General features: G+C 69.5%; 11 protein-coding genes. 6 read left to right on the top strand and 5 right to left on the bottom strand.

The window, feature by feature from the left end; genetic code table 11:
- Positions 1-24 precede the first annotated feature (24 nt).
- Complete coding sequence (gene cysN / locus WI26_RS10540; RefSeq protein ID WP_069225898.1) at positions 25-1,956, bottom strand: sulfate adenylyltransferase subunit CysN; 1,932 nt, start codon at positions 1,954-1,956, stop codon at positions 25-27.
- On the bottom strand, positions 1,956-2,852 hold the full coding sequence (gene cysD, locus WI26_RS10535; RefSeq protein ID WP_059541034.1) for a sulfate adenylyltransferase subunit CysD: 897 nt from the start codon (positions 2,850-2,852) through the stop codon (positions 1,956-1,958). The genes cysN and cysD overlap by 1 nt, the downstream gene beginning before the upstream one ends.
- A gap of 214 nt (positions 2,853-3,066) precedes the next feature.
- Here cysD and WI26_RS10530 point away from each other — a divergent pair, with 214 nt between their 5' ends.
- The 4 genes from WI26_RS10530 to WI26_RS10515 are packed head-to-tail and all read left to right on the top strand — an operon-like array spanning position 3,067 to position 7,199.
- A complete protein-coding gene (locus tag WI26_RS10530) occupies positions 3,067-4,176 on the top strand; it encodes a DUF1214 domain-containing protein (RefSeq protein WP_069225897.1) in 1,110 nt (369 codons plus the stop codon).
- A complete protein-coding gene (locus WI26_RS10525; RefSeq protein ID WP_069225896.1) occupies positions 4,173-5,366 on the top strand; it encodes a sulfotransferase family protein in 1,194 nt (397 codons plus the stop codon). Before WI26_RS10530 ends, WI26_RS10525 begins: the two co-directional genes overlap by 4 nt.
- Before the next feature lie 37 nt (positions 5,367-5,403).
- Entirely contained in the window at positions 5,404-6,195 is a 792-nt protein-coding gene (locus WI26_RS10520) for an SDR family oxidoreductase (RefSeq protein WP_059913998.1), read from the top strand.
- A 14-nt stretch (positions 6,196-6,209) separates the two neighbouring features.
- Complete coding sequence (locus tag WI26_RS10515) at positions 6,210-7,199, top strand: acetyltransferase (protein ID WP_230949004.1); 990 nt, start codon at positions 6,210-6,212, stop codon at positions 7,197-7,199.
- 85 nt (positions 7,200-7,284) lie between these two features.
- Here WI26_RS10515 and WI26_RS10510 read toward each other — a convergent pair whose 3' ends face one another.
- On the bottom strand, positions 7,285-7,764 hold the full coding sequence (locus WI26_RS10510) for an SRPBCC domain-containing protein (protein ID WP_069225895.1): 480 nt from the start codon (positions 7,762-7,764) through the stop codon (positions 7,285-7,287).
- Between the two features lie 368 nt (positions 7,765-8,132).
- On the opposite strand from WI26_RS10510, the gene WI26_RS10500 reads away from it, so the two are divergent.
- Positions 8,133-9,611 (top strand): cryptochrome/photolyase family protein, encoded by a 1,479-nt coding sequence (locus tag WI26_RS10500; protein ID WP_069226401.1) that lies wholly within the window; start codon positions 8,133-8,135, stop codon positions 9,609-9,611.
- Between the two features lie 193 nt (positions 9,612-9,804).
- On the opposite strand, the gene WI26_RS10495 is transcribed toward WI26_RS10500, so the two are convergent.
- Together WI26_RS10495 and WI26_RS10490 are read right to left on the bottom strand one after the other, a co-directional pair.
- Positions 9,805-11,037, bottom strand: coding sequence for an MFS transporter (locus WI26_RS10495; protein WP_069225894.1), 1,233 nt, complete (start codon positions 11,035-11,037; stop codon positions 9,805-9,807).
- A 308-nt stretch (positions 11,038-11,345) separates the two neighbouring features.
- A complete protein-coding gene (locus tag WI26_RS10490; RefSeq protein WP_069225893.1) occupies positions 11,346-12,287 on the bottom strand; it encodes a LysR substrate-binding domain-containing protein in 942 nt (313 codons plus the stop codon).
- A 119-nt stretch (positions 12,288-12,406) separates the two neighbouring features.
- Between WI26_RS10490 and WI26_RS10485 the strand changes: the two genes are divergently transcribed.
- Positions 12,407-13,450, top strand: coding sequence for an alpha/beta fold hydrolase (locus tag WI26_RS10485; protein WP_069225892.1), 1,044 nt, complete (start codon positions 12,407-12,409; stop codon positions 13,448-13,450).
- The last annotated feature ends 39 nt before the right edge of the window (positions 13,451-13,489 follow it).

The raw sequence follows: 13,489 nt of genomic DNA, 5'->3' as shown, positions 1-13,489 counted from the left end.
CCCCTGCGGCGCGGCCGGTGTGGGTCAGGCGGCGCGCTCGCGCAGCAGGTACGCGACGACGCGCTCGGCCGCCGCTTCCGGTGACTCGGCCACCGTGTCGATGCGCAGTTCCGGCTGCGTGGGCGGCTCGTACGGCGAGTCGATGCCCGTGAAGTGTTTCAGCTCGCCGCTGCGCGCCTTCTTGTACAACCCCTTCGGATCGCGTTGCTCGGCGACCGCGAGCGGCGTGTCGACGAACACTTCGACGAACTCGTCGGGGCCGACCAGCGCACGCGCCATGTCGCGTTCGGCGCGAAACGGCGAGATGAACGACACGAGCGTGATGAGCCCGGCATCGAGCATCAGCCGAGCGACTTCCGCCACGCGCCGGATGTTTTCCACGCGATCGGCCTCGGTGAAGCCGAGATCGCGGTTGAGCCCGTGCCGTACGTTGTCGCCGTCGAGCAGGTACGTGTGCTTGCCGAGCGCATGCAGCCGCTGCTCGACGAGGTTCGCGATGGTCGACTTGCCCGCGCCGGACAGCCCGGTCAGCCACACGATGCGCGGCGTCTGTGCGTTGCGCGCCGCGCGCGCGTCGCGATCGACGTCGACGGCCTGCCAGTGAACGTTGTGCGCGCGGCGCAGCGCGAAGTGCAGCATCCCGGCGCCGACCGTGTCGTTGGTGAAGCGGTCGATCACGATGAAGCCGCCGGTGTGACGGTTCCGGTCGTACGGATCGAACGCGACGGGCCGGTCGAAGCTCAGGTTGCACACGCCGATCTCGTTCAGCGCGAGCGTGCGCGCGGCGAGACGTTCGCGCGTGTTCACGTCGATCTTGTACTTGGGCGTCGCGCAGGTCGCGCCGACCGTCTGCGTGCCGAGCTTCACGAGATACGGCCGGCCAGGCAGCAGCGGTTCGTCGTGCATCCACACGAGCGTCGCTTCGAACTGGTCGGCCACCTCCGGCGGCGCGTCGGCGCGCGCGATCATGTCGCCGCGGCTGATGTCGATTTCGTCGGCGAGCGTGAGCGTCACCGCTTCGCCGGCACGTGCGACGTCGGCTTCACCGGCTGGCGTGATCACCGATGCGACGCGGCTTTCCTTGCCGGACGGCAGCACGCGCACGCGTTCGCCGACGCGCACTTCGCCGGACGCGATGCTGCCGGCATAGCCACGGAAGTTCAGATGCGGGCGGTTGACCCATTGCACGGGCAGCCGCAACGGTTCGTCGCGCGTCACGCGCTCGACGAGCGGCAGCGTGTCGAGATGCTGCATCAGCGGCGGGCCCGCGTACCACGGCATCCGCGCGCTCGACGCGATCACGTTGTCGCCGCGCAGCGCGGACATCGGAATGCTGACGATCTCTTCCAGACCGAGCTCGGCCGCGAACGCGCGATAGTCGGCGTCGATGCGCTCGAACACCGCGCGATCGTAGTCGACCAGATCCATCTTGTTGATCGCGAGCACGACGCGCCTGATGCCGATCAGCGCGACGAGATGGCTGTGGCGGCGCGTCTGCGTGAGCACGCCCTTGCGCGCGTCGATCAGGATCACCGCGAGATCGGCGGTCGACGCGCCGGTGATCATGTTGCGCGTGTATTGCTCGTGGCCGGGCGTATCGGCGACGATGAACTTGCGTCGCGCGGTTGCGAAGAAGCGGTATGCGACGTCGATCGTGATCCCCTGTTCGCGCTCTGCCGACAGGCCGTCGACGAGCAGCGCGAAATCGAGCGCACCGCCTTGCGTGCCGACTTTCTTCGAATCGGCTTCGAGCTGGGTCAGCTGATCGTCGAACAGCATGTTCGATTCGTAGAGCAGGCGGCCGATCAGCGTGCTCTTGCCGTCGTCGACGCTGCCGCACGTGATGAAGCGCAGCAGGTCCTTCGTCCGCGCATCGTCGGCGTGCGTGACAGGACTCGCGGGACTCGCGGGATTCGGGTGCGCGAGCGCCTCGGGCGCGGCGAGAATGTGTGCCATCAGAAATATCCCTCCTGTTTCTTCCTTTCCATCGAACCGGCCGAATCGCTGTCGATCAGGCGTCCCTGGCGCTCGGACGTGCGCGTGTCGCGCATCTCCTGCAGGATCTCGTCGAGCGAGCTCGCGTCGCTGTCGATCGCGCCTGTGAGCGGATAGCAGCCGAGCGTGCGAAAGCGCACCTTGCGCATGCGCGGCACTTCGCCGTCGCGCAGCGGCAGGCGTTCGTCGTCGACCATGATCAGCGCGCCGTCGCGCTCGACCACGGGCCGCTCCTTCGCGTAGTAGAGCGGCACGATCGGGATGTCGTGCAGCCGGATGTATTGCCAGATGTCGAGCTCGGTCCAGTTGGAAATCGGAAACACGCGCAGACTTTCGCCCTTGCGCTTGCGCGCGTTGTACAGCGACCAGAGTTCGGGCCGCTGGCGCTTCGGGTCCCAGCGGTGCTGCTCCGAGCGCAACGACACGATGCGCTCCTTCGCGCGCGATTTCTCCTCGTCGCGGCGCGCGCCGCCGAATGCGGCGTCGAAGCCGTAGTGGTCGAGCGCCTGCTTGAGCCCTTGCGTCTTCCACACGTCGGTGTGCACGGCCGAGCCGTGCGTGAACGGATTGATGTCGTTCGCGACGCCGTCGGGGTTCACGTGCACGCGCAGGTCGAGGCCGAGGCGCCTGGCCGTCTCGTCGCGAAACGCGATCATCTCGCGGAACTTCCACGTCGTATCGACGTGCAGCAGCGGAAAGGGCGGCTTGGCCGGGTAGAACGCCTTCATCGCGAGATGCAGCATGACCGAGCTGTCCTTGCCGATCGAATAGAGCATCACCGGGTTTTCGCATTCCGCGACCACCTCGCGCATGATGTGGATGCTTTCGGCCTCCAGTCGCTCCAAGTGGGTCAACATCGTTCGTCTCCTTGTTGCATGCCGGCGCCGCGCGACATGTGCGGCGTTTCATGCATGGCGCCAACGGTATCGAGCGAGGGCGGTGCCGTTCTTCGTCCGGGTGGACTAACCCGCGGCACGTCGGTGCGGCGGATCTTTCCTTAGTCCACCCGGACGAAGTGGCGCGTGGAGCGCTCGCTTAAGGTGAGCGCTCAGCCACCGGCGGAGACGACACATGACCGACGACACACGTGCCATGCAATTGCTTTCGGGCCAGACCTGGGCCGATTTCTGCGACACCCTGAAACGCAGCGGACAGCAGATCCTGCGCGCCGAGGCGCCGGACGATCCGCTCACGCGCGCGGAAGGGTTTCGTTACCTGAGCCGGCTGATGCGCATCGCGCTCGAAATGCACGTCGAGTTCGCGGACGGCGCGTGGCCCGGCTTCTTCTCGCCGTCCCACGAGACCGCGAAGATCGGCGCCGACAATCCCGACAACCTGTACCAGTACGCGCGCCTCGATGGCCGTTGCGAATATCGCGTGACGGGGCGGCGCGGCACGGTCGCGTACCTGAGCTTCGGCACGCAGAAGGGTGGCTACGAGACGGACGGCAAGATGCTGCAGACGGGGTTTCTCGATGCGAAGCAGCTCGACGTCGCACCGGACGGCAGCTTCGAACTCATGGTGAGCGCGGCGCCGCGCGCGGGCAACTGGGTACGCATGGAGCCGGGCACGAACGCGCTGCTGGTGCGCCAGACCTTCCTCGACCGGCGCGCGGAGACGCCGGCGCAATTGAGGATCGAACGCATCGGCGCGCACGACCGCCCGGCGCCGCTCGACCCGCTCGTGCTGCAGGGCGGCCTCATGCGCGCCGCGCAGTTCGTCGAGCAGACGTCGAAGCTGTTCGCCGACTGGGCCGCGAGCTACCGGGCGCACGTGAACGCGCTGCCGCCCGCGGACCAGGCGCTGTGCCAGTCGGTCGGCGGCGATCCGAACATCTACTACTACCACTCGTGCTGGTCGCTGGCCGACGACGAGGCGCTGGTGATCGACGTCGACACGGTGCCCGACTGCGACTTCTGGAACGTGCAGCTCAACAACTACTGGATGGAGTCGCTCGACTACCGGCACTTCGACATCTGCGTGAACAAGCACCGCGCGCGCCTGAATGTCGACGGCGGCGTGACCGTGGTGGTCGCCGCGGCACGGCCGGGCGACGCAAACTGGCTCGATACGGCCGGGCATCGCACCGGCACGATCTGCTGGCGCTGGGTCGGCGCCGCGCAACCCGTGCATCCGCGGACGCGCGTCGTCAAGCTCGCGACGCTGAAGGAGGCCGCATGAACGCGCCGTTCGACCGGATCCGCACGCTGCTCGATGCCGACGGGCTGATCGCCGAGGCCGTGTCGCGCGCGGGCGGCCTTGCCGCGTTCGGCGACGGCCCGTATCGCGAGGCGCTCGGCGTGATGTGCGCGTCGTTGATCGGTGAAGCGAAGCTGTCCGCGCGCGGCGCGGAGATGATGCGCGAGAAGCTCGTCGGCCAGCTCGTGAACCGGCTCGTCATCGAGAACTACTACGCGCGTCATCCGGAAATCGCCGACATCGAGATCGACGATCCGCTCGTGATCGTCGGGCTGCCGCGCACCGGCACGACGCTGCTGCAGCGGCTGCTCGCGGTCGACCCGCGCTTTCATTCGGCCGCGTGGTGGGAAACGCGCTATCCGGCACCGCTCGCCGGCGAGACGCTCGACGCGCCGACCGTGCGCATCGCCCGCGCGCAGGCCGAGGTTGCGACGATGATCGACTGCATTCCGCAGATCCTGACGATCCATCCGCTCGACGCGATGCTCGCCGACGAGGAGTTCATGCTGATGGAGCACTCGTTCGTGTGCGCGATGGATTCGTACGCGAACGTGCCGGGCTATACGGCGTGGCTCGAGAAGCAGGACCTGACGCCCGTCTATACGTACCTGAAGCGGATGCTGCAGTTCCTGCAGTGGCAGAAGGCGCGGCGCGGCGTCGCGCCGGCCGAGCGCTGGCTGCTGAAGACACCGCAGCACCTGCATGCGCTCGACGTGCTGTGCCGCGTGTTTCCGCGTGCGCAGGTGGTGCTCACGCATCGCGACCCGGCGCAGACGATTCCGTCGATGGCGAGCATGGCGCATACGCTGTGGCGGATGTACGCGGACGACCCGGATCCGCGCACGGTTGGCGCGCAGTGGAACGCGGGGATGGCGCGTGCGATCCGCGCGGCGATGACGGCGCGCGACGCGCTGCCGGCCGAGCGGTTTCTCGACGTGCGTTTCGAGGACACCGTGTCGAATCCGCTCGGCGTCGCGCAAGCCGTGTACCGCTTCGCCGGCATGCCGCTCGATGCACGGCAGCGCGCGGCGATGGTGGACTGGATGGCGTGCCACGGCCGCGACAAGCGCGCCGCGCACGACTATTCGATCGCCCGCTTCGGCTTCACCGATGCGCAACTGGCGCACGACTTCGCCGCGTATCGCGCGCGGCACCTGCGGGCGGCCGGCTGACGGCGCCCGCGAGACCAACGACAACCAGGAGACAACCATGTTGCTGAAGGACAAGATCGTCGTGATTTCCGGGATCGGGCCGGGGCTCGGCGTGAAGCTCGCCGTCGAGGCGGCACGCGAGGGGGCGCGCGGCGTGGTCGTCGCGGCGCGCACGATGGAAAAGCTCGACGACGCGGAGGCGCGGATCCTTGCACTCGGCGTCGCGTGCGACGTGCTGAAGGTGCGGACCGACATCACCGAGCGCGCACAGTGCCGGCAGCTCGCGACGGAGGCGATCGAGCGCTTTGGCCGGATCGATGCGCTCGTGAACAGCGCGTTCGTGCACGGCACGTTTCCGGAGGCCGTCGAAGAAGCCGATCTCGACGGCTGGCGCGCGGTGTTCGACACCAACGTGTTCGGCACGATGACGCTTACGCAGGAAATCGTCCCGCACATGAAGCGGCACAAGCGCGGCGCGATCGTGATGATCAACACGCAGGCAACCCGCAAGCCGTTTGCAGGGGAATCGGGCTACGCTGTATCGAAGGGCGCGCTCTCGATTGCGGCAAAATACCTGGCGCGCGAGCTCGGCGTGCACGGGATCCGCGCGAACAGCATCCACATGGGCTGGATGTGGGGTGTGCCGACGCAGACGTATTTTCGGCAGGCGGCAGCCGAGTACGGAATGACGGAGGCGGAGATCATCGCGCCGATCGCGTCGAACATCGCGCTCGCCAAGCTGCCGACCGACGACGACTGCGCGCGCGCCGCGCTGTTCCTCGCGTCGGATTATGCGAACGCGGTGACCGGCGCGACGCTGGACGCGAACGGCGGCGACTTCATGCCCTGAGGAGGGAGCAACGGATGATGCAGGAACGGGGACCCCTCCGGGGACGACATTTCTTCGCGTTCAACGGCGACGCGGACGGTCTGTGCGCGCTGCAGCAACTGCGGCTCGCGGAGGGCGAATGCGGCACGCTCGTGACCGGCGTGAAGCGCGACATCAGGCTGCTGGAGCGCGTCGACGCGCGCGCCGGCGACCGCGTGACCGTGCTCGACGTGTCGCACGACCAGAATCGCGACGCCTGCGCGCGGCTGCTGCGCGACGGCGCGGCGGTCCGCTACTTCGATCATCACTTCGCGGGCGAACTGCCGGGCGACCCGCGTTTCGACGCGTACATCGACACGGCCGCCGACATCTGCACGAGCGCGCTCGTGAACCGTCATCTCGGCGGCCGCCACGTGCGCTGGGCGATCGTCGCGGCATTCGGCGACGAGCTGCCGGCGCTCGGCGACGCGCTCGCGCGAGAATACGGACTCGGCCAGGCCGAACGCGACACGCTCGCCGAACTCGGGCTCTACCTGAACTACAACGCATACGGCGAGTGCGTCGACGATCTCCATTTCGATCCGGCGGTGCTGGCCGACGCGATGCTGCCGTGTGAGGATCCGCTCGATTTCGTGCGCGACACGCCGGTGTTCGCCGCATTGCGCGACGGCTATCGCGACGACATGGCACTGGCATGCGCACTCGCGCCGCTGCGCGACGTGCCGGGTGCGACACTGATCAGGATGCCGGATCATCCGTGGGCGCGGCGCGCGACGGGAATGCTCGCGAACGAGCGGATGCGCAATGCGCCGCATGCGGCGCTCGCGGTGCTGTCGCCGCGTGCGCAGGGCGGGCTCGTCGTCAGCGTGCGCGTGCCCGACGGCCGGCCGCTCGGCGCCGACGAATTCTGCCGCGGTTTCCCGACCGGCGGCGGGCGCAAGCGCGCGGGCGGCATCAACCATCTGCCGGAAACCGAGTTCGACGCGTTCGCCGAGCGTTTCGAGGCGGCCTTCCGTCTCGACTGAGCGCTGGGGGCCCGCGACGCGCGCGCCGTGCAACGATGCCATGGCGCGCACATCGGTCTGCGGATCGCGCATCGCCCGTTCTTCGTCACGCGCTTTTGCGTCGGCGGGATGCATACAGCGCTTCCGCGCGCTGCTTCACGTCGCGCGCGCACTGGTCGAACCCCTGCTTCACCCAGCCGCCATGCTCGCGCATGATCGTTTCCGCGTTGATGCCGAGAAACTGGTCGGTCGTGAAGTAACGGCATCGTTCGGCTCCGTCGGCTTCGACGTACTGGTCGCGGCGCGCGGCATCCTTATTGTCGTCGGTCGGGCGCTGCTCCCACGACAGCAGACGCCCGGGCTCGCACGCGACGAGGATTTCGTCGACGGGAATCACCGTCTCCGTGCCCGGAATGCGCACCTGCATGTGCACGAAGTCGCCGATCCGGCCGGTCGTTTCGAGGCCGACGCAGAACGTGTTCCATTCGCCGTAGCGCGGGAAGTCGGTCAGCACTTCCCAGACGACGGAAGCGGGGGCGTCGATCGCGACGGTGATCGAGGTGACGAGATTGGCTGGCTTGGTCATGGCGGGTATCGGGTGAGGTTGACGGTGAGGACGGGGCCGTGGGCACGTCCGGGCGGGCGTGCGCGCCGCAACGGCCGGAACGGTCCATGCTTGCGGCGGCGGACCTGGCGGATGCGTCGCGCGATGCGCGCGGTCGACTGGCGGCCGACGCGTGCCGCGCATCGCGGCGAACCCGACATCGAGCGTAGGCCGGTGCATGCGGCGAAGAATCGTCGGAATGGACTAAGGCGTTTCACCGGCCTCGCGATCCGGCATCGTCGTCGGTATGCAGCGCACATGCGCGCCGCGGCTTGCCTGTCGGACATCGACATCGCGCGACCGTGCCGCGACAATACCGGTCACTTTTCCGTTTCCTGACCGAGGTGCCCGTGCCAGCGAAGTCGTCCGTTGCTCCTGCCATCGTGTGGTTCCGCGACGATCTGCGCGTGACCGACCAGCCCGCGCTGACGCGCGCGGTCGCGTCGGGCCGGCCGCTCGTGTGCGTGTACGTCGACGACACGGGCGAAGGCGCGGGGCGCGCGCTCGGCGGGGCGGCGCGCTGGTGGCTGCACGGGGCGCTCGCCGGACTCGACGCGGCGCTCGCGCGTCACGGCGGCCGTCTGCTGCTGCTGCGCGGCGATGCGCCGCGCGAGATCGAACGCGTCGTGCATGACACCGGCGCGGCGGCCGTGTACTGGAACCGCCGCTATGCGTTGCCGCAGCGCGAGGCCGATGCGGCGCTGAAGGCGTCGCTGAAGGCGCGCGGCCTCGAGGTCGAGAGCAGCAACGGCAGCCTGCTGAATGAACCGTGGGACGTGCTGACGGGCGCCGGCACGCCGTTCCAGGTATTCACCGCGTACTGGCGCGCGGTGCGGCGCGAGCGCACGGTGGCGGCGCCGCTGCCGGAGCCTGAAGGAATCGCGTTTCACCCGTGGCCGGCCGGCGTGCGCGAGCGTGCGCTGGCGCTGGACGCGCTCGCGTTGCGTCCGGGCGCAACGGACTGGGCGGGCGGCCTGCGCGACGCGTGGCCGGCGCCCGACGAGGCCGGCGCGCATGCGCGGCTCGACGCGTTCTCGGCCGAGTCGCTGGCTGGCTATGCCGATATGCGCGACCGGCCCGACTGGTCGGCGACGAGCCGGCTGTCGCCGTTCCTGCGCTTCGGCAACGTGTCGCCGCGGCAGGTGTGGCATGCGGTGCAGGGTGCCGCACAGGCGGGCGGCGCGGCCTGCGCGGCCGGCGCGGAGAAATTCCTGAGCGAGCTCGGCTGGCGCGAATTCAGCCACGTGCTGCTGTATCACTTTCCGGCGCTCGCAACCGACAACTTCCGCGCGCAGTTCGACGCGATGCCGTGGCGCGACGATCCCGCCGCGCTGCGCGCGTGGCAGCGCGGGCTGACCGGCTATCCGCTCGTCGATGCGGGGATGCGCGAGCTGTGGGCGACCGGCTGGATGCACAACCGTGTGCGGATGGTCGTCGCGTCGTTTCTCGTCAAGCATCTGCTGATCGACTGGCGGGCCGGCGAGCGCTGGTTTTACGACACACTCGTCGACGCGGACGTTGCGAACAACCCGGCGAACTGGCAATGGGTGGCCGGCTGCGGCGCCGACGCCGCGCCGTATTTCCGCATCTTCAATCCGGTGACGCAGGGCCGGAAGTTCGATCCGCAGGGTGCATACGTGCGCCGCTGGGTGCCGGAGCTCGCGGGCCTCGACGCGATGACGATCCATGCGCCGTGGGAGGCGTCGCCGTTGGAACTCGAGGCGGCCGGCGTGCGGCTCGGCGTCGACTATCCGGCGCCGATCGTCGATCACGACACCGCGCGGCGGCGTGCGCTCGATGCGCTGGCCACGCTGCCGAAGCGTCGATAGACGTCACCAGGCGTCACCAGGCGTCACCAGGCGTCACCAGGCGCGGCCGACCATCCGTGCGCGCGGTGCGGCTTGCCATGTCAGTCGCAGAATGCCGCGTGCTCGAGCAGCGCAAGCGCGATGCCCGAATCGAAGTAGGCCGCGCCGCACCACGCGACGAACGCGAGCACGCCGACGGCCAGCGCCACGCGCATCATGCCCACGCGGCCTTGCCCGGAGCAGGGCGCGCGATGCGCGCGTCGTCGATCGGCAGGTGCAGCAGCGCGGCCAGCACGCCGAGCGCGATCGAGCCGATCCACAGCGGCAGATACGAATGCGTCGCGTCGTACACGAGCGCGCCGAGCCATACCCCGAAGAAGCTGCCGAGCTGGTGCCCGAAGAAGACGAAGCCGAACAGCGTCGCGATGTAGCGCACGCCGAACACCTGCGAGATCACGCCGTTGGTCAGCGGCACGGTGCCGAGCCACGTGAGGCCCATCACGGCCGCGAACACGTAGACGCTCGCGGGCGACAACTGCGCCGCGACGAACGCGGCCATCGCCAGCGCACGGACGAGGTACAGCACGGACAGCACGTACTTGCGCCGCAGCAGGCCGCCGAGATGGCCGCATGCATAGGTGCCGGCCACGTTGGTCAACGCGATCAGCGCGAGCGCGACGCTGGCGTGGCGCGCCGGCAGGCCGTGGTCGAGCAGGTAGGCGGGCAGGTGGGTCGCGATGAACGCGAGCTGGAACCCGCACGCGAAGAATCCCGCGTTCAGCAGCCAGAAGCCGCGATGTGCAAACGCTTCGCGCACCGCCGCGCCGATCGACTGATCGGGGCCGTCGGCGCGGCTCGCGGCGTGCGCGGGCCGGTCGCGCACCAGCATCGCGAGCGGCGCGAGCAGCGCGGCGACGAGCGCGAGCGCGACGAATGCATGCTGCCAGCCGATCCCGCCGATCAGCACCTGCGCGACCGGCACCATGCAGAACTGGCCGAGCCCGCCGATCGCGCCGGCGACACCGAGCGCCCAGCCGCGCCGGTCGGGCGGAAACAGCCGGCTCAGCGCGCCGTAGATCGACGCGAAGGCCGAGCCCGACAGCGCGATGCCGATCACGAGCCCCGCGCCGATCGCGAACACGCCGGCCGACGCGGCGAACGCCATCGTGACGAGCCCGGCCGCATACAGCAGCATGCCGGCGACGATCACGCGCACGGACCCGAAGCGGTCGGCGATCATCCCGGTAAACGGCTGCGCGATGCCCCAGACCAGGTTCTGCAGCGCGAGCGCGAGCCCGAACGCTTCGCGCGACCAGCCGTGGTCGAGCGTGACGGGGGCGAGGAACAGCCCCTGCACGTGGCGGATTCCGAGCGCGGCGCCCATGATCAGGCCTCCCGCGAGCACCGGCAGCCAGCGGCGCCGGGTGTCTTGTTCGATCGGGGTCATGCTGGTCTCCGGATGAATGCGTGCGGCGCGACGCCGCGTTCGATCCGATTAGACGATCGGGTCGCGGCGTGCTCAAGCAATCATTCGGTCGCGTTCGCATGCGTGAGGGGAATGCGATGCGGTTCGAACGCGATGCCGGTGGCGAAGGTTGTATGGGCCGGATGCGTGGGGTCGCTGCCACGCATGCAGCCGGCGTGATGCGCGGTCGATACAGCGGAGTCGGGACGTCGGCGCATCGATCGCGACTGCGCGTGTCTCGCGCGCAATGCCGCACCGGCATCGACTCGATGCGGAAATTCGCTCGCGGCTTACCGCTGCGCCGCGTCGTACGCGCGCATTGCCGCGTCGCATTCGGCCGCTTCCGCGAGAATCCAGTCGCGCACATCGGCGACTTCGCGGCGCGGTGCGGGATCGTGCCGGAACAGCCAATAGCCGTACGCATCCGACAACGCCTGCGAGTGCGGGCCGAGCACCGCGAGCCGGCCGTCCGCGAGCATCGGTGCGACGAGCGCGAGCCTTCCGAGCGCGACGCCCTGGCCGGCAATCGCGGCATGGATCACCTGGTCGTACTGGTTGAAACGCAGCACGCCCTTCGGGCGTGCGTCGTCGAGCCCGGCCGCGTGCAGGTGCGCACGCCACTGCAGTTGCGTTTGCGGCGGCCCGTCGAATTCAAGCAGCACGTGGTCGGCGATCGCGGCCACGTCGGTGACGGGCCGCGCGGCCAGCGCCGGGTGCGCGACCGGCACGACGACTTCGTCGAACAGGTGCAGCGCGCCGGCGGGCGCACGCTCGCGCGGGCAGTAGCGGATTCCGAGGTCGATGCCTTCCGCGCGCAAATCGAGTACCTTGTCGTTCGCGGCCACGCGCAGGTCGACGTCGGGCAGGCGCGCCTGCAGGCGCCCGAGCCGCGGCAGCAGCCACAGCGCGGTGACGCCGATGCTCGCGGTGATCGTGACGGGCTGGCGCTCGCGCGTGGCGGCGAGCGACGCGACGGTGTGCTGCAGGCTGAGCAGCGCCGCGTCGGCGGCGCGAAACAGCCGCTCACCTTCCGGCGTGAACGCGATCTTGCGATAGCCGCGCTGCAGCAGCGCGACGCCGAGATGTGCCTCGAGCGCATGCACCTGGCGGCTGACCGCCGACTGCGTGACACACAGGTCCTGCGCGGCGAGCGTGATGCTCATGCGGCGGCCGACGGCGACGAAACCGCGCACGAGGTCCAGCGACGGGAGACGGACGAGCGGCGTTGACATGCGTAGGGCTCATGCGAACGGAGCAGCAAGATTGGTTGAGAACACCGGGCGCGTCAAGTTCAATGGAGACTGACCGACCAGGCGGACGCCGGATGACGCGACGCTGCACAGGAGACAGGATGACGATTTCGAATCAAGCAGCCGGGGCGGACCAGGTGGCCGGGCGCGCGGCGGGCACGTTGCCGCCGGAGCCCGTGACGCTGACCGCGGCCGACGGTTATATGCTGCGCGGCTATGTGTGGCGGCATCGCGGCGGCGGCGCCGCACGCCCCGTGACGGTCGTCAATTGCGCGACGTCGGTGCGCTGCGACTACTACTTCCGCTTCGCGGCGTGGCTCTTCGCGCAGGGGCGCGACGTGCTCGTCTACGACTATCGCGGGATCGGCGGTTCGCGCCCCGCGCGGCTCGCGAAGCTGCGCGCGAACTGGCTCGACTGGGGGCGGCTCGATTGCGAGGCCGCGCTGCAGTACGCGCGCGACGCGTTTCCCGGCCAGCCGCTCGACGTCGTCGCGCACAGCATCGGCGGTTGCGTGCTCGGGCTCGCGGCGTCGAACGCGTACGTGCGCCACGCGGTGACCGTCGGCGCGCAATATGCGTACTGGCGCGACTATCGGCCGGAAGAGCGGCGGCGCATGTGGTGGAAGTGGCATATCGCGATGCCGGCGCTCGCGGCCGTGTTCGGCTACGTGCCCGCGAAACGGCTCGGCTGGATGGAGGACACGCCGCGCGGCGTCGCGCTGTCGTGGGTGCGCGCGCAAGCGCGCTTCGAAGACGCCTACACGCGCGGCCCGCTCGCCGAAACCGCGGAGAGCCGCGCTGCGCTGCCGGCGCGCTTCGCGCGGCTGCCGGCGCAGATGCTCGCGATCGGTCTCGACGACGACGGGTTCGGCACGGTCGACGCGATCGAGCGGCTGGCGGGCTACTACACGGGCAGCGACGTCACGCATCTGCGGATCGCGCCGCGCGACATCGGCGTCGATGCGATCGGCCACTTCGCGTTCTTCCACAGCCGCTTCACCGACACGCTATGGCCCGTCGCGCTGTCCTGGCTGCAACATGGCGTGCTGCCGGCCGATGCGCCGGGCCGCGTGCACGCGCGCCATCCGGCGCGGCATGCGCGGCCGGCGGGAAGCGGCGTGCCGGGCGCCGTCGCGCACGGGTGAGCGCGCCCGCGCGCCGCCGGGCCATCGCGTCGATTCGTC

Source organism: Burkholderia diffusa (genome assembly GCF_001718315.1).
GTDB lineage: Bacteria > Pseudomonadota > Gammaproteobacteria > Burkholderiales > Burkholderiaceae > Burkholderia > Burkholderia diffusa_B.
Note: the sequence above shows the minus strand (reverse complement) of the source record. Positions and strands in the feature narration are given on the sequence as shown.

Bases quoted from the DNA above. Each gene is read 5' to 3' on its own strand.
- WI26_RS10485 (WP_069225892.1), top strand. From the start codon at position 12,407: ATGACGATTTCGAATCAAGCAGCCGGGGCGGACCAGGTGGCCGGGCGC.
- WI26_RS10495 (WP_069225894.1), bottom strand. From the start codon at position 11,037: ATGACCCCGATCGAACAAGACACCCGGCGCCGCTGGCTGCCGGTGCTC.
- WI26_RS10490 (WP_069225893.1), bottom strand. From the start codon at position 12,287: ATGTCAACGCCGCTCGTCCGTCTCCCGTCGCTGGACCTCGTGCGCGGT.
- WI26_RS10515 (WP_230949004.1), top strand. From the start codon at position 6,210: ATGATGCAGGAACGGGGACCCCTCCGGGGACGACATTTCTTCGCGTTC.
- WI26_RS10510 (WP_069225895.1), bottom strand. From the start codon at position 7,764: ATGACCAAGCCAGCCAATCTCGTCACCTCGATCACCGTCGCGATCGAC.
- cysN (WP_069225898.1), bottom strand. From the start codon at position 1,956: ATGGCACACATTCTCGCCGCGCCCGAGGCGCTCGCGCACCCGAATCCC.
- WI26_RS10520 (WP_059913998.1), top strand. From the start codon at position 5,404: ATGTTGCTGAAGGACAAGATCGTCGTGATTTCCGGGATCGGGCCGGGG.
- WI26_RS10525 (WP_069225896.1), top strand. From the start codon at position 4,173: ATGAACGCGCCGTTCGACCGGATCCGCACGCTGCTCGATGCCGACGGG.
- WI26_RS10530 (WP_069225897.1), top strand. From the start codon at position 3,067: ATGACCGACGACACACGTGCCATGCAATTGCTTTCGGGCCAGACCTGG.
- cysD (WP_059541034.1), bottom strand. From the start codon at position 2,852: ATGTTGACCCACTTGGAGCGACTGGAGGCCGAAAGCATCCACATCATG.